General features: G+C 53.4%; 18 protein-coding genes. 6 read left to right on the top strand and 12 right to left on the bottom strand.

Features of this window, described 5'->3' with window-relative positions; translation table 11 throughout:
• Positions 1 to 70: 70 nt before the first annotated feature.
• The 3 genes from EDB95_RS23830 to EDB95_RS23820 are packed head-to-tail and all read left to right on the top strand — an operon-like array spanning position 71 to position 3,033.
• Positions 71 to 1,525, top strand: coding sequence for a DUF2271 domain-containing protein (locus EDB95_RS23830; protein WP_133998396.1), 1,455 nt, complete (start codon positions 71 to 73; stop codon positions 1,523 to 1,525).
• Positions 1,522 to 2,124, top strand: coding sequence for a PepSY-associated TM helix domain-containing protein (locus EDB95_RS23825; RefSeq protein ID WP_133998393.1), 603 nt, complete (start codon positions 1,522 to 1,524; stop codon positions 2,122 to 2,124). Before EDB95_RS23830 ends, EDB95_RS23825 begins: the two co-directional genes overlap by 4 nt.
• A 12-nt stretch (positions 2,125 to 2,136) precedes the next feature.
• Entirely contained in the window at positions 2,137 to 3,033 is an 897-nt protein-coding gene (locus EDB95_RS23820; RefSeq protein WP_133998390.1) for a hypothetical protein, read from the top strand.
• A gap of 2 nt (positions 3,034 to 3,035) precedes the next feature.
• On the opposite strand, the gene EDB95_RS23815 is transcribed toward EDB95_RS23820, so the two are convergent.
• The 3 genes from EDB95_RS23815 to EDB95_RS23805 form a co-directional block, all read right to left on the bottom strand.
• Positions 3,036 to 4,295, bottom strand: a complete 1,260-nt coding sequence (locus EDB95_RS23815) for an ATP-binding protein (RefSeq protein WP_133998387.1) — start codon at positions 4,293 to 4,295, stop codon at positions 3,036 to 3,038.
• Between the two features lie 108 nt (positions 4,296 to 4,403).
• The gene (locus EDB95_RS23810; protein WP_133998384.1) at positions 4,404 to 5,111 is read right to left on the bottom strand and encodes a hypothetical protein; all 708 of its coding nucleotides are present in this window, start codon (positions 5,109 to 5,111) and stop codon (positions 4,404 to 4,406) included.
• 65 nt (positions 5,112 to 5,176) lie between these two features.
• Complete coding sequence (locus EDB95_RS23805; RefSeq protein WP_133998381.1) at positions 5,177 to 5,731, bottom strand: Crp/Fnr family transcriptional regulator; 555 nt, start codon at positions 5,729 to 5,731, stop codon at positions 5,177 to 5,179.
• Positions 5,732 to 6,215: 484 nt separating this feature from the next.
• Here EDB95_RS23805 and EDB95_RS23800 point away from each other — a divergent pair, with 484 nt between their 5' ends.
• Positions 6,216 to 8,111, top strand: a complete 1,896-nt coding sequence (locus EDB95_RS23800; RefSeq protein WP_133998378.1) for a glycoside hydrolase family 127 protein — start codon at positions 6,216 to 6,218, stop codon at positions 8,109 to 8,111.
• Positions 8,108 to 9,124, top strand: a complete 1,017-nt coding sequence (locus EDB95_RS23795; protein WP_133998375.1) for a LacI family DNA-binding transcriptional regulator — start codon at positions 8,108 to 8,110, stop codon at positions 9,122 to 9,124. Before EDB95_RS23800 ends, EDB95_RS23795 begins: the two co-directional genes overlap by 4 nt.
• Here the strand turns inward: EDB95_RS23795 and EDB95_RS23790 are convergent.
• The 3 genes from EDB95_RS23790 to EDB95_RS23780 form a co-directional block, all read right to left on the bottom strand.
• Positions 9,106 to 9,306: a hypothetical protein gene (locus tag EDB95_RS23790; protein ID WP_133998371.1), complete on the bottom strand. Its 201-nt coding sequence runs from the start codon at positions 9,304 to 9,306 to the stop codon at positions 9,106 to 9,108. The two genes, EDB95_RS23795 and EDB95_RS23790, sit on opposite strands and share 19 nt — an antisense overlap.
• Positions 9,307 to 9,376: 70 nt before the next feature.
• Positions 9,377 to 10,405: a hypothetical protein gene (locus tag EDB95_RS23785; protein ID WP_133998368.1), complete on the bottom strand. Its 1,029-nt coding sequence runs from the start codon at positions 10,403 to 10,405 to the stop codon at positions 9,377 to 9,379.
• A complete protein-coding gene (locus tag EDB95_RS23780) occupies positions 10,402 to 11,007 on the bottom strand; it encodes an alpha-ketoglutarate-dependent dioxygenase AlkB family protein (protein ID WP_246073775.1) in 606 nt (201 codons plus the stop codon). Before EDB95_RS23780 ends, EDB95_RS23785 begins: the two co-directional genes overlap by 4 nt.
• A gap of 50 nt (positions 11,008 to 11,057) precedes the next feature.
• Here EDB95_RS23780 and EDB95_RS23775 point away from each other — a divergent pair, with 50 nt between their 5' ends.
• Entirely contained in the window at positions 11,058 to 12,215 is a 1,158-nt protein-coding gene (locus tag EDB95_RS23775; protein ID WP_133998365.1) for an alginate lyase family protein, read from the top strand.
• Here EDB95_RS23775 and EDB95_RS23770 read toward each other — a convergent pair.
• The 6 genes from EDB95_RS23770 to EDB95_RS23745 all read right to left on the bottom strand — a co-directional run bounded on the left by EDB95_RS23770 (position 12,212) and on the right by EDB95_RS23745 (position 18,039).
• Positions 12,212 to 13,141: an AraC family transcriptional regulator gene (locus EDB95_RS23770; RefSeq protein WP_246073774.1), complete on the bottom strand. Its 930-nt coding sequence runs from the start codon at positions 13,139 to 13,141 to the stop codon at positions 12,212 to 12,214. The two genes, EDB95_RS23775 and EDB95_RS23770, sit on opposite strands and share 4 nt — an antisense overlap.
• Positions 13,142 to 13,144: 3 nt before the next feature.
• Positions 13,145 to 14,740, bottom strand: a complete 1,596-nt coding sequence (locus tag EDB95_RS23765) for a solute:sodium symporter family transporter (protein WP_133998362.1) — start codon at positions 14,738 to 14,740, stop codon at positions 13,145 to 13,147.
• Positions 14,737 to 15,753 (bottom strand): GntR family transcriptional regulator, encoded by a 1,017-nt coding sequence (locus EDB95_RS23760; protein ID WP_133998359.1) that lies wholly within the window; start codon positions 15,751 to 15,753, stop codon positions 14,737 to 14,739. Before EDB95_RS23760 ends, EDB95_RS23765 begins: the two co-directional genes overlap by 4 nt.
• Before the next feature lie 70 nt (positions 15,754 to 15,823).
• Positions 15,824 to 16,753, bottom strand: a complete 930-nt coding sequence (locus tag EDB95_RS23755) for a helix-turn-helix domain-containing protein (protein ID WP_162852759.1) — start codon at positions 16,751 to 16,753, stop codon at positions 15,824 to 15,826.
• A gap of 53 nt (positions 16,754 to 16,806) precedes the next feature.
• Positions 16,807 to 17,448: a DUF1269 domain-containing protein gene (locus EDB95_RS23750; protein WP_133998353.1), complete on the bottom strand. Its 642-nt coding sequence runs from the start codon at positions 17,446 to 17,448 to the stop codon at positions 16,807 to 16,809.
• A gap of 18 nt (positions 17,449 to 17,466) precedes the next feature.
• Entirely contained in the window at positions 17,467 to 18,039 is a 573-nt protein-coding gene (locus tag EDB95_RS23745; protein WP_133998350.1) for an HdeD family acid-resistance protein, read from the bottom strand.
• Positions 18,040 to 18,087: the final 48 nt, after the last annotated feature.

Here is an 18,087-nt window from a genome sequence, read left to right as displayed (position 1 = left end):
CGTGGCGGTCTTTTTTTGCCTATATTTAGTGGATAGCACCCTCTTTCATGTAAACTTTAAACCGCTTTTGATGAAGACCCTGACCGGTTTACTGGCTGCCGTCCTGCTATTCGCGTTTACCAGCCCAAAAAATCCGCAGACTTTTGTATCCCACTACGAGAACGTATTGGGCACGTCGATGGAGCTAAAAATCTTAGCCTCCTCGCCGGAGGAATCCGCGAAAGCGGAAACCGCCGTCCTGCAGGAAATTTCCAGGCTTTCCGGAATATTAAGCGGGTATGATCCCAGTAGCGAATTCAGCCGGTGGGTGGCCACGACGGACAAGCCGGTCCACATTTCGACGGATTTGTACGATGTGCTCTCCTTGTTCGACCAGTGGCGCAACCGGACGGACGGGGCGTTGGACGCTTCGGCCGAGGCGGTTACCCGTTGTTGGAAAGAAGCGGCGAAAAAGGGCAGGGTCCCTACGGAGGAGGAGCTGAGCGCGGCGGTGGCCGAAGTCCGGCAAACGCATTGGGCATTGAACCCTGTGGGCCATACGGCCACCCATCTTGGAACGGCCCCGCTTATGCTGAATTCCTTTACCAAAAGCTATATTATCAAGCACGCCTCAGACGTCGCTCTTGCCGCGGCAAAAGTGGATGCGATCGTCGTCAATATCGGGGGTGACCTTCTGGTCTCGGGCAGGCAAACGGAGGATATTCTGGTCAGCGATCCGAGGGCGGATGCAGAGAATGACGTTCCGCTCGACCGGATCCGGGTCAGCAACAGGGCGGTGGCGACGAGCGGCAACTATCGCCGGGGTGAATTGATTCAGGGCAAATGGTATTCGCATATCGTCGACCCCCGCACGGGCCAGCCTGCCGACAACATTCTCAGTGCAACGGTGGTCGCCCCCAGCGCCACGGATGCGGGGGCGTTGGCAACGGCCTTTAATGTCATGCGGCCGGAAGAAAGCGAAAAGCTGGCCGAAAGCATGCCCGGGGTAGATTACCTTATCCTCACGAGGGACGGCAGGACGGTAGAAAGCACCGGCTGGAAACGGCTCGAAACAGAAAAAACCTCAAAGCCGCAAAGTGCCGATAACGAGCTGCTGATCAGTCTCAGCATCACGCTTCAACAAGGTTTTGCCAAGCGGCCCTATGTGGCGGTGTGGGTGGAAGATGAAAATCATGCGCCTGTCCGCACCATTTCCGTTTGGCACGGCCCCGACCGTTACCTTCCCGAACTCAAGTCGTGGTACCTCAAATACCGGGACCGGTATTATACGGACAATACCTTCTCCGCTTCGATCACCAGCGCTACCCGGTCGGCAGGCAAGTATTCATTGAAGTGGGATGGCAAGGACGATCATGGTAATGCGGTAGCACCCGGGAAATACATCGTCAAAATCGAAGCCGCCAGGGAGCACGGAACCTATCAGCTGATGCGCCAGGAAATCCAATGGGATGGGTCAGCTCAGAAATATACCCTGGCTGGAAATGCGGAAATTTCGGACGCAACCATGGAGTGTACGCAGAAATGAGCAAACTTGTCTGGAAGCGGAAAACCGCCATGCTGGTCCGGTGGTTGCATATTTATCTGAGCATGGTGAGTTTCGCGATCGTTTTCTTTTTCGCGGTGACCGGTCTTACGCTAAACCATGCGGATAAATTTGGGGACGAGGTGCATACGGCCCAGCAAAAAGGCCGGTTAAACCCGGCCTGGACGAAGGACCCCGACACTACGAAGATCGCACGGCTGGATATCGTGGAATATTTGCGCAATACCTGCCACCTGAAGGGCACGCTCAGCGATTTTCGGATTGATCCCGACCAGATCGGGGTGTCCTTTAAAGGGCCGGGGTATGCGGCGGATGCATTTATCGACCGGGGGACCGGGGCATTCGATATCATGGAAACCACGGCCGGTTTTGTCGGGGTGATCAACGACCTGCATAAGGGACGGGACACCGGTCATACATGGTCGCTTTTTATCGATATATGCGCCCTTTTATTGGTGGTGGTTTCTCTGACCGGGTTTTTGCTGATTCTTTTCCTCAAAAAGAAACGGCTCAGCGGGCTGGCGGTCGCCGTTTGCGGGCTTTTTGTCGCCTGGCTGGTCTACCGGATATGGGTAAAATAAAAACTTTGCAATATGAAACTCCTCTTGTTGATTGCTTGCACCTTGTTGTCCACCGTCACGCTGGCTCAGAAGCTGAAACCATTTGACGGGTACTTTCAATCCCCCCAGAACAAGGACCTGGTCGTCCGTTTTACATCGACCGACAGCCTGCTTGTGGCCAAGTTGATGTGGAACAATGGGGAGATGCACCTGGTGCCGGACACCGGATGGAGCTTTGTCAGTAAAGAGACCGGCGATGAGGGGCATATCCACCTGGTTTTCCATAAAGATCCGGTGACGGGGGTTGCAGACCGCGTCAATGTTGGAGGAAACGGCGAATGGACCCGCATCAAAGATTACCATCCGGTGGAGAAAAAAGAGATGGCCCATACCCCGGATCAATTAAAACGCTTCGAGGGGCTTTACCAGTTCCAGGAAGACCCCACCCGTTTTGTACAGCTGATGGTCAAAGGAAACGAGCTTGTACTCAAACAACACTGGGACGGCCGTGAAATCCCCTTCGTGCCCGAGACCGAGCTTGCATTTTTTAGCAGGCAGATACCTCAATTCAATCTCTCTTTTACCAAGGACCCGCAAGGGAATATTACCGAGCTACTTGCGTTTGGGCGAGACCGTTGGATCAAGACCCAAAATCCGACCCTTTCTTCCGCCCAACTACAGTCGTATGAAGGCCAATTCCAGTCTGCAGACGATCCCGACAACCAGATCCAATTGGTTGCCACGGACAAGGGGCTGAAAGTCGTACAGCTTTGGGATAAGAAAGAAGTCCCCTTGCTGCCCCTGACGGACACCTATTTCAACAACGAAGCCCTTTCCTTCCCCTTGAACATTATAAAAGACCCGGCAACCGGCACGATAAAACAGGTAAAAGTGCTGGGGGATCAGCTTTTTAATAAAGTATCCCGGTAGTCCTACCACAATGCAAAAATCGGCACCGCCCAGAGATTTTTTCCAAAAGGCGCAACATCTTTTCCGGCATACAGCACTATCCCGCCCATAAAGTCATTACCCGCCAATTCTTGAAATGCTTTGATACCCTTGAAGTCTTCCATGGTCACCGCCTCCGTTCTTTTAACCTCGATAGCCAGCACAGAACCGTCCGGCTTTTCCAAAATAAAATCTACTTCTTTGCCATCACTGGTGCGGAAATGATATAACTCAGCTTTTACATCACTATTGCTCAATTGCTTTAACAACTCTGTCGCCACAAAATTCTCCAATAGGTGGCCAAATAGCGCTGGCTTTGTCCGGGCTATATCGTCGATATTATAATCGAGCAGGTGACAAATCAAATTAGTGTCTATCAAATAGCCTTTGGCAGCTTTGACCAGCCGTTTTCCTACGTTTCTGTGCCAGGGCCTGACGTCAAAGGTCAAAAACATGAGCTTCAGGATTCCCCGATATGATTTTCCTGTAACGGAGTTCAGTCCCACCTCTCTCGATATATCGGAATCGTTCATCAGGCCTCCGACCCGCGCCGCCAACACGTTCAATAATTGCGGCAATAAGGAAATCTTTTCCAGGTCAGAAATCTGCCGTACATCCCGTTGCAGTACGGAAGTAATATATCCATCAAACCAAATTCGACGTTCGTCCGTACCGACCTGGGCAATATCAGGAAATGTACCTCGCTTAATAGCTTCTATCAGTGAAATCCCTTTATCTTGGATTTCTTTAAAATCCAGCCGCAGCAGACGTTCGAGCCCACCTGGGATATTGTAGGTTGCTTCCGCTGCGGTAAACGGATATAAGGTCAGAATCGCCATTCGCCCCACCAAGGAATCTGCAAGTGCGGGCAAGGCAAGGATATTGGCCGAACCGGTCAGTAGATACCTGCCATTTGCAGTTTCCTTATCCGTGATTCTGGCTTCATCCACCGCAATTTTCAAAGCCCTGAATAGCTCCGGGGCCAACTGGACTTCATCAATAATAACCGGCCGTCCAGGATAGCTGGACAAAAAGGCTTCAGGCGCGGACGACGCAGAAGCCAAATAAACGGGCCTGTCAAGCGTAATATAGGTGGGCTGCTCTTTGCCAGCACTAATTTCCGGGGCAATCTTCTGTGCCAAGGTACTTTTCCCGGTTTGCCTGGCGCCATTCAAAAAGACAATCGGGCTTACCTTCAAGGCGTCCTTTATTCTAGGGGTAATATGGCGGTTTACGTACTGCACCTTCCAGTTTTCCTACAAATTTAAAGATATCCTTTAAATATTTAAAAGATATCCTTTAAATTTGCAAAAACTTCTTGTAGTTTGCCGGCAGCCCCACCTACCGTGGCGTTAACTGGCGACAAGGCCGTTCTGTCGAACAGAAACGTGTTGCCTGTCAGTGACTTCTGGGCCAGAGGCCACGCCATTAGGCAGGCGATCGGCCGCCCCGAGCACCTCATACAACCCATGCGGCGTCTGCGGAATCATCATTTGCTTACGGGACGGCAACCGGTTATACCCAAGCGGTATACCAAAGCACTGGACCCCATAGGGTGGCGGAACGACAGGTTCGGCCCGTACGCTATTGAAGACAGCTAAGGCAAAGTCTGCGCAGTTGTAGTCCAATAAACGATAGGAGCTCATGGAGGCGGAGAATGCGGCCTCTCGCACCGTTTCAAAATCCTGGGGAGAAATGGTCATCCTGGTACGTGCGTGCGCCCTATGCAGCCTGTTGTCCCGGATGCAGGAAGGATAGGGCCGGAGAGGCTTCCAGAAGGACAGCCTGCGTGCCGGATAAAAACCAAAGGACCTTGAATGGGCAACGGGGCCATTTTGCTTTCTGAGGATCAGGAAACAATGCCCCGCCATCAGCCCCCACCCGGAGAAGTTCATCGATGCGCCGGGGTCGTTCTTGACCGGAAGCGCAATACACAACTCAAGGGTATAGGTAGCACCGGCGTCCGGCACCCTCTCAAAGGTTTGAAAAATGTCTTGGATGTTCACTCCCCGTTTCCAGGAGGAATGTTGCGGTTTTCGCCGGCGGATTAGCCATTTCATAACGCTTGGATTGCCTTTAAATTAAATCCAGGCGTTACAAAAAAACGATGTGAAAAAGCAACTTCTCAGGGATCCTTACGACTGATCGACCAGGGAGCAAGGTCAAGATAACTGGCGATGTGTTTTTTTGGAACCCTTTGGAGAAGCTTTGGCCAGCGATCTCTTAATAGATTATACCGCTCCTCGGCTGTCCTCCTTCGGATGATCAGGAGACGTTCTTCGCTTTGAAGATAATTCCGCTTGATCAGTTCAAAAGCGATAAAATTGAATTCCAGGTATTTCCTTCTACAGTATTCCATATCCTCATAAGACAACGCATACAACTCGCAATCTTCAAAGGCGATGAGCGATTCGTAGCTTTGAACCTGCTGGAAAAAACTCAATATCGGGGCGACCGCATTCCCTTCCATCATAAAGCGGGCGGACACCTCTTCGCCGGTATCCAACACATAATAACACCGGACGATGCCTTTCCAGATGAAATAAATGTCCCGGGAAACCTGTCCCTCCTTCAATAGGAATTGTTTTCTTTTTACCTCCTGGAATCGTACCACTTTTGACAGATATTCCTTTAATTCCTCTGACATAGGGTAGATGGAATTCAAATAATCGATGATCATGGCTATAATTAAGAGACCGCCGCGGGGGTGGCGCGGCGGTCAATTTTTGCGAAACAAAGAGTTCAGCAGGGGTAGCTGCAGGGTACTTGCGTACTATACCAGGAACAGGCGTCACTGGTACAACTGGCCGTCCATCCCCCACCCAAAAAAACGCACGGTACGGTTTCTTTCACGTAAGAGCCACTGCAATAGCAAGTGATGCTCGCCGAGCAACCGCCGCCGCCGCCCTTCAATTTTCTCATGTCTTCCTTTGATAGTTTTGTCATAGTATGATTAGTTTAGCTGATGACAGTATACAACATAATTGATATAGTTCATAGGCATATAGGTTCGATTGTATAAGTGCGCATGGAGGGGAGCATTTATCTAAACCGTTTCAGCCACCCGATAACCAGGGGCCTCGGGCGGAATGGCCTTAAATTTATTAAACCGATTTAGTAAATATAACTGTATCTTTACCCCCACCTTTTTTAGACGCTACATCATGAAAAAACTGCTGTCGACTGCTGCTCCACTTTTCCTTGCCGCCGGCCTGGCGGCGCAATCACATTACCCAGGTCAACATGCCTCAAAATTTGCGATAAAGGACGCCCTTATCCCCAAAGTCTACGCCTTCGATCTGGAGGACGTTACCCTCCTGGACAGCCGCTTTACGGAAAACATGGAACGGGAGGAGCACTGGATCATGAGCATCCCCGTTGATAAGTTGTTGCATAGCTTTCGCACGAATGCGGGTGTGCCGTCCGGGACCGAGGGCGGGTACTCGGAGGAGCTCCGGTTGGGCGGCTGGGAGTCGCTGGACTGTGAGTTAAGGGGGCATACGACGGGGCATATCCTGTCGGGGCTGGCGATGCTGTACGGCACGACAAAGGACGACCGGTACCGGAGCAAGGCGGATAGCCTCGTCAAAGGCCTGGCGGAGGTCCAAAAGGCGCTGGACCAGGGGGGGTATTTAAGTGCTTTCCCCCAGGAGCTGATCAACCGGAACCTGGAGGGCGGGAACGTGTGGGCGCCGTGGTATACGCTGCACAAGCTGCTCGCGGGGTTGATCGACCAGTATTTGTATGATAACAACCGGCAGGCGTTGGACATAGCGAAAGGCATGGGGAACTGGGCGTATAACAAACTAAAAACGGTCGGGCCCGCGCAAAGGGCGGTGATGTTGAAGAATGAGTTCGGGGGGATCAATGAAACCTTTTATAACCTATATGCGATTACGGCGGACACCAGCTACCGATGGCTGGGGGACTTATTTTATCAGAACGAAACCCTGGAACCGCTAAAGGCGGGGAAGGATATATTGGCGGGCAGACATGCGAATACCTATATCCCCAAGCTGATCGGGCTGACGCGGGAATATGAGATCGACGGGAAAGGCGATGGAGACGGAATTGCCCGGTTCTTTTGGGAGACGGTGGTGGAGCACCATACGTTTGCGACGGGGAGCAACAGCGATCAGGAGCACTTTTTCAAGGCGGATGATATTTCGGATCACCTGACGGGGTATACCGGGGAAAGCTGTAATGTATACAACATGCTGAAACTGACCCGGCATTTGTATACGCATACGATGGACGAGCGGTATATGGACTTTTATGAACGGGCGCTTTTTAACCATATCCTCGGGCAACAGGATCCGAAGACGGGGATGATCGCGTATTTCCTGCCCATGATGGCGGGGGCGCATAAGGTGTATAGTACGCCGGACAGTTCTTTTTGGTGCTGCGTGGGGACGGGGTTCGAGAACCAGGCAAAGTACGGGGAAAGCATTTATTACCATACAGACCGCGGGGTCGTGGTGAACCTTTTTATTCCTTCGGAGCTGCATGGGCAGTTTGGATTGAGACAGGAAACGGATTTCCCGCAAACCGGTGCGACAAAATTGACGGTGTTGACGGCGGGTGGGGACATACAGGAGCTTCTCCTTCGGTATCCGTCCTGGGCCGTGGACGGAGCGAGCATCCGGATAAACGGGAAATCAATACGTATCAAGGAAAAACCAGGCAGTTATATCGTGCTGTCCAGGCGGTGGCAGACAGGGGACGTCATAGAGGTAAATTTCCCCATGCGTCTTCACACCGTTCCGGCCAACGACAATCCCAACGTCGCCGCCATAGCCTACGGGCCGATCATCCTGGCGGGGGAAATGGGGACGGAAGGGTTTACAGGACGGGAGCCGTATTCAGACCCACGGAAGCACAACGACTATTATACGTATGACTACCATGTACCGGCAAACATCGGGACGACGCTGGATAGCGCAAAGATCAGGCAGACCGGTCCGCTGACGTTCGAGGTCAAAGACCGTCACCTCGTGCTGCGCCCGCTGTACGACATCCACCGGGAACGGTATATTGTTTATTGGAAACTGGCGCGATGAAAAAGAAACTCTCTATCAGGGATATTGCGGAACAGCTGAAGGTGTCAAAGACGACCGTTTCGTTTGTGTTGAACGGGAAGGCGGCGGAAAACGGGGTGAGCAAGGCCATGGAGCGCCGGGTGCTGGCGTACATCGAAAAGGTGGGGTACCGGCCGAACCGGATGGCACAGGGGCTGCGGACGGGCAGGAGCAAAACGATCGGGATGATGGTGGAGGATATTTCAGACGCCTTTTTCTCATCGATCGCCCGGAAATTCGAGGAAATCCTTTCGGTAAAGGGGTACCGGATCATTTATGGAAGTACGGAGAACAACACCGCGGTAGCCAAAGACCTGATACAGGTTTTTAGAAACCACCAGGTAGACGGATACATCATTGCGCCGCCACCGGGGATCGAGGAGGACATCAGGGAACTGATCGCAGACGAGCTACCGGTCATCGTTTTTGACCGGACGTTGCCCAACCTGGAGGTGGACAGTGTCTTGGTGGATAACCACCAGGGCGCTTACCGGGCGACCCGGCACTTACTGGACAACGGCTATAAGCATATCACATTGGTGACGCTGACGTCGGAACAAATCCAGATGCGGGAACGGGAGCGCGGGTATTTAGACTGCCTGGCGGAGGCGGGGAAAAGAGCAAAAATCCTGCGCATCAAATACCACGAACAAAGGGAGAAGGCCGTCAGCGACATCGAGAAAAATATACCCGCGGACACGGACGCGGTCCTGTTTGCCACCAACTACCTGGCAGAAAACGGACTGGAAGCCATTGCCATGCGGAGATGGAATATCCCTGACCAGGTGGCAATTGCCGTATTTGACGATTGCAACTGGTTCAAATTATTCAAACCTTCGATCACGGCAGTGGCGCAGCCGCTGGAGGCCATCTGCACGGAGGTCGTCGACCTTCTTTTACAAAAGCTGGAACACGCGGGGCATAAGGCCCCCCGGTCGCTCCATCTTCCTACCCACCTTGTGATCAGGGATTCGTCTCAGCAAAGATCGCAGTAATCCACGACTGTCCTTACCCAGGAACAGTTGCTGGTGCAGCCTGCGGTCCAGCCCCCGCCGGCATACACGCAATCGACAATTTCTTCCTTGTCTGTACCGCTACAGTCGCAAATCAGGATGGCCATGCAGGTGCCGATGCCACCCCGTACCTGTTTCATTTCGCTTTTGGATAGTTTTTGCATACTTTGATTAGTTTAGCTAATGAAAGTATACTACATTTTTCCGGGATTTGCAAGCGTAAAAAGCGCCCTTTTAATTTTCCAATATTTCCTTATACCCCAGATACCACCCCCTTGGCTTAAGCGTGAGGCCCCTGGCCAAACGCCTTACTACGTTGATCTGCCTCGCCGTATCGTCGTATAGGTAAGCGGTAAATACGAGGTATTGGTTTTTTTCATGGCGGGTCAGCGCATATACTTCGCACGTTCCCGAAGGTTTTACTTTGGTGCCTACCAGCTCCGTGGCATCCACATCCCCCTTGGTCATTCCCCTCATGATCTCCCTGTCGGCCCTTATCTGACCTAAATCTTCAATGACCATGAGTGCATGACTGTCCATCCCCGCCAACCTGTCCTCCATGGTGGGGGTGGCCGGCGTAATGATGATGGTATCGCGGCTTCCGGGCGCTGTGTAGATGTCCCCTAGGGACCCCCTTTCGGCCAACCTGAAGTTTGCATGCACGGTGTCGAGGTTGTAGACGATGGGCATAAAAGAAGTGACCACGGGTCCTTCCATGGGTCTGTCCAAGACGGGGACACCCGCCGCTATATCGCTCACGTAAAGGGAAAGAAGTGTGGCGACAGCCGAATCCCTGGCCTTATTGTCGCCTGCGTTGAATTGGGCCAGCGCGGTCACATAGGATTCCCTGTTGCCGAACAGGTAGACCACCTGCTCTTTGCCTTGGTGACTGCTGGGGGCATAATAGAGCAACGCGGTATCGTAACTCGTTCGAAAGACACGCTTATAGTAAAGCGGGGCGGGGCGTCTTTTAAAAAGGGTGTCCAGCGTCCGTTCTATATAGGGAAAATCGTCCCTGAAAGAGGCATGAGCGGTGTATCGGATCTTTATAAGGATCGAGCTATCCCTGAAATAAAGGAGTTGACGGGGTGTATCCAATTGCCATCCGAGCGGCAGGGGTAAATAAAGGGGTGTCCCCGGGATGCCCTGGTCGTCGGTTGACCGGATGGGATCAATGGAAGAAGGTATGTTTAGATCGTGGGAGGTATGCCGGCAACTGATAAACAAGAGGAAGGACAGCAGTAAGAGGGTGCTTGTTTTCATTCCCCAACATACAAAAATGTCCTGAAAGTAAGGTTGACCCGGGGCTTGTTGATCTTCGCGGTCACCGGAAGGCTGTGCAGCCAGTGGGTCTGGGTTTCTCCCTTCATGACGAGAAGGCTGCCTTGTTCCAGAAAGACTTCCACGGTCTCCCGGGTCTTTTTGTGCCGGAATAAAAACCGCCGTTCGGCGCCAAGGCTGAGGGAAGCGATGGTGGTATTGACGCCGAGCGACGCTTCGTTGTCGCTATGCCAGGACATGGCCTCGGAGCCGTCGGCGTATAGGTTAAGGAGGCAGGAGTTGAAGGACGCTTTGCCCACCCCCTGGACAATCGTCTTTAATTCGTTGAGCACGGGCGTCCACGGCAATGCGTGGTGGGCCACACCGGAATAGGTATAGGCAAAGGAATGGTCCCCAAACCAGGCGACCTTGCGCCGGGTATTTCGAAGCTGGCCTTGTACAAAGACCTGGTCGTGTTGCCAGGGAATGTCAGCGAGTAACCGGGCCAGATAGTCGTTGGCTTGGGCAAGGATGGGCCCAAAGTAGCGCACTTCCCCGTCGTAGGGGAGCAGGTTGGTGCCGTAGTGTGTAAAAAGGTCGATCACTTAACAAAAGTACACCCCACCCTACGGCCAAAAAACCCGAATATTGCGACATGAGAACCCTACTGATCATAAGCGCGTTGCTTACCAGCGTTGCCGGCTTTAGCCAATCTTTCCTCCACCCGGGCCTTCTTCAAAAAGAGTCGGACTTCGACCGGATCAGACAGAAGATCCGGCAAGACGCCGAGCCCTGGGTGTCGGGGTGGAAGGTCCTGGAGGCCAATAGCCACGCCCAGGCGAACTACAAACCCCGGCCGGTGTCCATTGTGTACCGGGGTTATGACGGGGTGCACAAGGAGAATTATGCACTGCTATATAACGACATCGCGGCGGCGTATGCGCTCGCGATCCGGTGGAAGATCTCTGAAGACACGGCGTTTGCAAACGCGGCAGTACAGATCCTGAACGGTTGGGCGGATTCGCTGACGGCCCTGGAAGGAACGAACGACCGGGTGCTGGCGGCTGGATTGTATGGTTATGAACTGGCCAATGCCGCGGAGATCATGCGGACCTACCCGGGTTGGGATGTACCCGCATTTGACCGTTTCCGGCAAATGATGAAAAACGTTTTCTACACGATCAACCACCAGTTCCTGACCCGTACGGAGGGTTGCATGACCCATTTCTATGCGAATTGGGACCTGTGCAATATGGACGCGGTCATGGCGATCGGTGTGCTTTGCGACGACCGGTCCATGTATAACGAGGCGATCGGCTATTTCAAAAACGGGCCGGGAAACGGGAACATCCTAAAAGCGGTGAACGTATTGTACGGGGATAGCCTGGGGCAGTGGCAGGAAAGCGGCAGGGACCAGGGGCATACGCAACTGGGCATCGGCGAAATGGGCGCGCTTTGCGAAATGGCATGGAACCAGGGGGACGACCTGTATGGGTATGACAACAACCGTTTTTTAAAGGGCGCGGAATATGTAGCCAGGTATAACCTGGGGGATTCGGTGCCGTATACGGAATATACCAATTGCGCGGGGGTGGACCAACCGGTGATCAGCGCGACGGCGCGAGGCTCGGCGCGACCCGTCTGGGAGCTGGTATATAACCACTATGTCAGACGCCGCGGGCTACAGGCACCGAATTGCGCACGGATGGCGGCAGCCCTGCGGCCGGAAGGAGGCGGCGGGAATTATGGGCCGAACAGCGGTGGGTTTGACCAACTGGGGTATGGTACGTTGCTGTATACGCTGGAGCCTTAAACAACCGGCGCCAGCGCCGCCGCGACTCCGAGGCTCCTTCTCCCCGCCTGGTTATTCCGGTATTGGTGGGGCGAGAGGTGCATGTGCTTTTTGAACAACCGGGAGAAATAATAGGGATCGTCATAGCCCACCTGGCAGGCGATTTCCTTAATCTTGAGGTCGGAATCGAAAAGGAAGATGCAGGCTCGTTCGAGCTTTAACCGGATAAAGTATTCGAGGGGAGGCATACCGGTCGTTTTGTGAAACAGGTGGGAAAAATGCGAACCGGACAGGCCGCAGGCGTGGGCCAGCTCCTTGACCGTAAGGGTTTTGTCAAGCTTGCCGCGCATATACCCGATGGCGTCGTCGATGACGTTGTCTTTCTTCACCTTTGGCGTATTGGCAGGGAAAAGAAACGTCGCAATCAGGTGATACAGGCATAAATTGGCCCCCGCAAGGGTTTCGTTGGTATAGCCGGTTTCGAGGTGGCGGTAGATGGTATCCCATAGCTGCAGCCCCTTTTCATTGAACATGATGGGACGGGGCTCGGGGCTCGAACCGATGCCAAAGCGCTGGTTGAACATCTCCACGTCTCCCCCGCTGAAGTGGATCCAGTAGATCGTCCAGGGGTCTTTCTCGTCCGCGCCGTAGCTTAGGAAGTCACGGGTGGCGGGGAGAATGACGAATTCATTGGGGCCGACCGTAAAGCGTTTGTCCCTGACCGTGTACCAGCCCTTGCCGCCCACGCAATAAATGAGGATGTTGTCGGCACACCCCTCCCTTCGCCGCCGGTAATGGCCCGCCGCCTTTGGAAAGTAGCCGATCTCTGCGACAAACAACCGGCTCAGCACCGGGTCGGGCAGTATCATGTTCCTCCGGACCATGGCCGGCAGGCTGAGGAGCTTCTCCCCGATAAACCCATCTCGTTTTTTTTCGCTGGTCATCATACATCATTTTGCTAATCCATAAGGTGAAAACAGGAGGAACATCAGCACGACGGCGATGATCAACCCGAGGCTATACCAGTGACGGTGTTTCCATGGTCTTATGTCGATCAGGGGCATGGGCCTGGAGCGGTAAGGAACCGCCTGCGGCGCGACACGCCCGATGAAGAGCATCAACCCTGCAGTGAGTATAAACAAGATGAATACGACGTGGAGATAGTGCAACCCCGTCGGCAGGACCGACTGGGTGAGTGCATAGATGACGACGAAAAAGACAAGACCGGCTTTGGCAGCGACGGCCGGTACCTTTTTGGTCGCAAAACCGATCACCAGCACGGTAAACACGGGGATGCTGAAAAAACTGGAGACCTTTTGAATATAGGTGTAGAAGCCGCCCCTGAAAAACATGATGAAAGGGGCGATGCCCACGCCGAGCAAGGTCACGGCCACCTGGAAGCGTTTGCCGGCGCGGATCAGGCGGCGACCGTCGGGCGCGGGGGCGGCGGTTTTGCGTGGGCCGTATAGGTTCATGATAAAAAGCGTCGCCGAACTATTAAGACCGGCGTTGAACGTACCCAACGCCCCTCCAAACACGATGGCAGCGATAAACCCCACCCAAAGCGGGGGCATAACGTCGCCCACGAGACGGGGGAAAACCGAAGTGGTATCGTCGAGGTGGCTATAGACATGGAGGGCGATCAACCCGGGGATATTGAGCATCAGGGGCGCCAGCAGCTTGCCAACACAGGCCAGCGCGATCCCTTTTTGACCCTGCTCCAGGTTTTTGGCCGCCAGGGCGTCCTGCATGATGTATTGCTCCATACCCCAGTAGTACAGGTTCACGAGGAACATCCCTGTAAAGATGGTGCTAAAAGGTACCTGGTCGCCCGCGGAGCCGATGGCGTTGAGGTGGTCCGTCCGGGTGTGGAGCACGGTGCGTATCCCCGCCCAGACGTCCCCATGCCCCAGGTAACGGAAGCCAAAATAAGGTAATAAAAGGCCGCCGATCATCATCCCCAAACCCTGCACGCTGTCGGAAATGCTGATGGCCTTAAAACCACCGAGCAAGGTATAACAGCACCCGATGACGGCCAGCGCGACGACAAAAACCCAGATCGCCGCCCAGTGGCTGATGCCCAGGTGCTCGTGCAGGTGAAAAATGCCTTCAAAGGCCACCGCTCCTCCGTAGAGTACGGTGGGGATGAGGCTGAGCAGGTAACCGGCCAGGAAGATAAACGTGACGATCTTTTTGGTGGCTCCGTCAAACCGCTCCTCCAGGAAATCGGCGGTGGTGACCGCGCCGATCCGGAGGTAGAGGGGCATAAAGAATTCACTGACCACGAGCATGGCCACGATGGAGCTCATGCCCCAGGCCATGACCGTCATGTTGTTGATATAGACCGACTCGTTCTCGCCGATAAACTGGTTGGCGCTCATGTTCGTGAAGAACAGCGAGCCACCGACGACCCAGAAGCTAAGGCTCCGGGAGCCCATAAAAAAGTCGGAGGTCGTGCGTAAGCGTTGTTTCCTCGTCTTGAACCAGGAAACCGCGGCCACAAACAGCGTCCAACCCAGAAAGCTTATCGTCGCGAAAGTAATCATATCGACTTCCTTCGTATTAATATCGTCGGCACCACTTCCCGGACCGGGTGTCTATGCAGCACGAAATCCGCCGCCTTTTCCGCCATCAGCCTGAAGTCCGTGGAATACGTGGTGATCCCGTCGCAGATGATCTCCTTCACCACGTCGTCGTTGTGCGATAACACCCCCACGTCCTTGCCCAGCTTGAATTTCTTGACCCCGCTGTCCCGGAGCATTTCCCAGAGTTCCGCGTTGTTGATGGTGAAATAAGCTTTTCCTCGTTCAAGCGAACCAGGCAGGTACTCCGTTTTAATGCTCCCTTTAATTTTGAAATCCTTAATGAACTTCTTAAAGGCGCGATAGATTTCCACGGGTGTATCCGAATCCGGGCGATAGTAAAAAATCATTTCATCGAACCTTTTGATCGTCTCGCCGAGTTCCGCGAATGCTTTATACGAGGCCTTCTCGAACTCCTGTACGATGTAGGAGAAGTTCCCTTCCATGGGTTCGAACCGGTCGATCATCAGGAATTTGTCCAGCGGCAGGGTTTGCAGGATCCCGGCCGTGCGCTCGTTCGGAATAGGGGCAATGACGTACATGCCGTATTTGCCGCGCACGTTGGAGACGATGTTCTCGAAAACCGAAATATTGTTGTGGTGGAAAAAGACGTCAATGTGGACGTATGGTCCAAGCCTGTCGCGGAAGGTTTTGTAAAAGGTCTCCTGGAACGAATCGAAGGCAAACAACAACAGGGCGATTTTCAGTTGTTGCTCCGTATCCTCGTTGGAGACAAAAAAACCAAGCCGGTTCTTGGAGACCACAATTCCGCGGGTGGTCAACTCCTTGTACCCCCGGGCGATGGTTTCTTTGGCAAATCCCAGTTCCTTGCTCAGGTTATTGACCGAAGGGAGCAGATCCCCCCTGGACACGATCCTGGCGTTGATCGCATTGATCATCCCTTGTACCAACTGGTCGTGTTTAGACAAGCCGGGCGTTCCCTCCAGTTCCAGGATTTGTTGGTAGATCTCTCTCATACAGCAGCAATCTGTCCTATACTATACTATCCTACAAATATAGAAAAAATCGGATTGCAGCAAAAAAAAGTTAACGAGCCTTCGCCCTATACGCCGTTGTAGACATCCCGGCCATCTTTTGAAAGAAGGCGGAGAAGTAGTTGGCGTCCGAAAAACCCAATTGGTGAGCGATCTCCTTGACGGACCAGGAGGTCGTTGCCAGGAGGGACTGGGCTTCCATAAAGACCCGGTTGTCGATCGTTTTTTTGGCGTTCATCCCGTTGTACTTTTTCACCAAAAAATTCAGGTGCGCGGGGTGAACGTTCAAGGCATCGGCATAGAACCGGACCGTCCTTTCTTTGGAAGCATGCTGATCCAGCAGTTCGTTGAATTTTTCGATGGTCGGATGGTAGATGCTTTCCTTCCCGATGGCCTCTGCGTCGGTAAAAAACCGGTCGCATAGGATAAGCAGCTCCAGGATCTTGAGGGCGATCATCTGGTTTTTCTCCAGGTGGCCGGAGGCATTTTCCCGGAGAATGTACTCGAAGATTGCCTCCAGCTTCTTCCTTTGGCCGGCGGACACGGTCAGGTAGGGCCTCAAAGAGGACTTAAAGACCTTTTTGTCGATGACGTGTTTTTTGGGAAACGCGTTGTTCAGGAAAAAATCGATGTTGAAGTTGATGAGGTACCCGGAACACCGCAGCGACTGGTAGACCGTGGAATGGATCACCCTTTGCGGGATCAGCATCAGGGTATTGCTCCCGATGGGGAAATGAAACATACCGATGTTCTTCTGCGCCGTTCCTTTCTTAAAAAAGGTGATGTAATAGACCGACTGACGGTTGGGCGGCACGATTCCATTCATCTTCCGGACAACGTCTTCCAGGCGATGTACCGAATAACTGAATTTGTACTTCAGCCTTTTGTCCATATCGATGACACCGTCCTTTGCAAATCGCTGGAAGACCTCTTTGTACCTGTCCAGGATGTCGGAATCGCTGAGGGGTTTTGTTAATGACATGATGCAATGTACAAAAAGGCCGGACCGCATGCGGCGGTCCGGCCTTTTATGGATCAGGACTTTTTTCGCGCCTTGACCTTTTGGACAATTTTCTCCTTTAACCGCGCCTGTTTTTCCTTCAAGGCGTCTATCCGTGCCTTGACGGCCGCCTTGTCTTTGTCCACTGCGGCGGACAGCTCTTTCTCCTCTTCGTCGATCTCGGCATTCAACTCATCCCATTGCTTGCGATCGTCTGCGGCATACGCATCCCGGATCGCCGAACGGAGGATGACACCATGAAAGGGGGCCATGTAGCTGTCGATCATGAAGTCGCTGTCTTCTTCGGCATCCAGCAAAATGGCAAAGGAGCCCGGCGCCATTTGTTTTTTGGCGTCGTCCGCAAATTGCTGGGCCACGTCGTCGAAGTCGTCTTCTCCGGCAGCGCCGGCGGCGACACCTGTCAATAATCCAAGGGCGGCACCAAGCGGTCCGGCCAGCCACCCGATGAGGGAACCGGCGATGGCGCCCTTGGCGGGCAGGTCGGACCCTTCCGGCCCTTCATGATGCAGTTGGACGAGGCTGCCATCCACTTTTTTTTGAACGAGGGCGATATTGTAGATCGCGATATCTCCGATTTGGTCGAGCTCGTGCAATTTTTCGAAACCCGCCAAAGCGCTCGCCTGATCCTGGAAGGTCGTGCAAATAAGATTTTCCATATAATGTGTAGTGCTGGTTTATGCGAGATTCCTTACCGTCTGTTTGATGTCCCGGAGCCGGAAGGCCAGTGCGATGGACAAAATCCCCGCTACGATAAACGCGCTGCCGGAGCAGGCGATGATCCCCACGACGGCAGCGGCGGGATAGTAAATGACGAAGACCGAAAGGATCAGCAGCAGGATCCCCCCTGCCAGCAGCCAGCCCCAGCCGGGGACGTTATAGTTGTCGAGGTCGATGGAAGCCCCCATGATGTAGAAGGAACGGAACATCAGCCAGAAGCCGACGAAAAAAGGGAGGGTGGCCATGGTCACGACCGGGAACGCCAACAGGTAGATCCCGATGACGATGTCAATGATACCGGAAGCCAATGTCCAACCCCAGCCCGGCAGCCACCCCTTGTTACCGGTGGCAAAACTGACCTGGGTGATCCCCACGCCCAGCATGACGATGCTAAAAAGGATGCTCAAGCCGACATAGCCTTCCGCCGGTCTCATAAAAATGGCGACACCGGCGGCCAGAAATAAAATGCCTTTGATGACGAACCACCACCAATTTTTGATGGTTCCGACAGCGTTTGATACGATACTCATTACTGGGATTTTGAACAAAGAACGTGCGTATTGCGAAGAATACTATTG

This window comes from Dinghuibacter silviterrae, from assembly GCF_004366355.1.
In the GTDB taxonomy this organism is placed as follows: Bacteria; Bacteroidota; Bacteroidia; order Chitinophagales; family Chitinophagaceae; genus Dinghuibacter; species Dinghuibacter silviterrae.
This window is presented reverse-complemented; position numbering and strand designations above follow the sequence as displayed.

Bases quoted from the DNA above. Each gene is read 5' to 3' on its own strand.
- EDB95_RS23775 (WP_133998365.1), top strand. From the start codon at position 11,058: ATGAGAACCCTACTGATCATAAGCGCGTTGCTTACCAGCGTTGCCGGC.
- EDB95_RS23770 (WP_246073774.1), bottom strand. From the start codon at position 13,141: ATGATGACCAGCGAAAAAAAACGAGATGGGTTTATCGGGGAGAAGCTC.
- EDB95_RS23825 (WP_133998393.1), top strand. From the start codon at position 1,522: ATGAGCAAACTTGTCTGGAAGCGGAAAACCGCCATGCTGGTCCGGTGG.
- EDB95_RS23745 (WP_133998350.1), bottom strand. From the start codon at position 18,039: ATGAGTATCGTATCAAACGCTGTCGGAACCATCAAAAATTGGTGGTGG.
- EDB95_RS23830 (WP_133998396.1), top strand. From the start codon at position 71: ATGAAGACCCTGACCGGTTTACTGGCTGCCGTCCTGCTATTCGCGTTT.
- EDB95_RS23800 (WP_133998378.1), top strand. From the start codon at position 6,216: ATGAAAAAACTGCTGTCGACTGCTGCTCCACTTTTCCTTGCCGCCGGC.
- EDB95_RS23795 (WP_133998375.1), top strand. From the start codon at position 8,108: ATGAAAAAGAAACTCTCTATCAGGGATATTGCGGAACAGCTGAAGGTG.
- EDB95_RS23805 (WP_133998381.1), bottom strand. From the start codon at position 5,731: ATGATCATCGATTATTTGAATTCCATCTACCCTATGTCAGAGGAATTA.
- EDB95_RS23760 (WP_133998359.1), bottom strand. From the start codon at position 15,753: ATGAGAGAGATCTACCAACAAATCCTGGAACTGGAGGGAACGCCCGGC.
- EDB95_RS23765 (WP_133998362.1), bottom strand. From the start codon at position 14,740: ATGATTACTTTCGCGACGATAAGCTTTCTGGGTTGGACGCTGTTTGTG.
- EDB95_RS23750 (WP_133998353.1), bottom strand. From the start codon at position 17,448: ATGGAAAATCTTATTTGCACGACCTTCCAGGATCAGGCGAGCGCTTTG.
- EDB95_RS23755 (WP_162852759.1), bottom strand. From the start codon at position 16,753: ATGTCATTAACAAAACCCCTCAGCGATTCCGACATCCTGGACAGGTAC.
- EDB95_RS23810 (WP_133998384.1), bottom strand. From the start codon at position 5,111: ATGAAATGGCTAATCCGCCGGCGAAAACCGCAACATTCCTCCTGGAAA.
- EDB95_RS23785 (WP_133998368.1), bottom strand. From the start codon at position 10,405: ATGAAAACAAGCACCCTCTTACTGCTGTCCTTCCTCTTGTTTATCAGT.
- EDB95_RS23820 (WP_133998390.1), top strand. From the start codon at position 2,137: ATGAAACTCCTCTTGTTGATTGCTTGCACCTTGTTGTCCACCGTCACG.
- EDB95_RS23790 (WP_133998371.1), bottom strand. From the start codon at position 9,306: ATGCAAAAACTATCCAAAAGCGAAATGAAACAGGTACGGGGTGGCATC.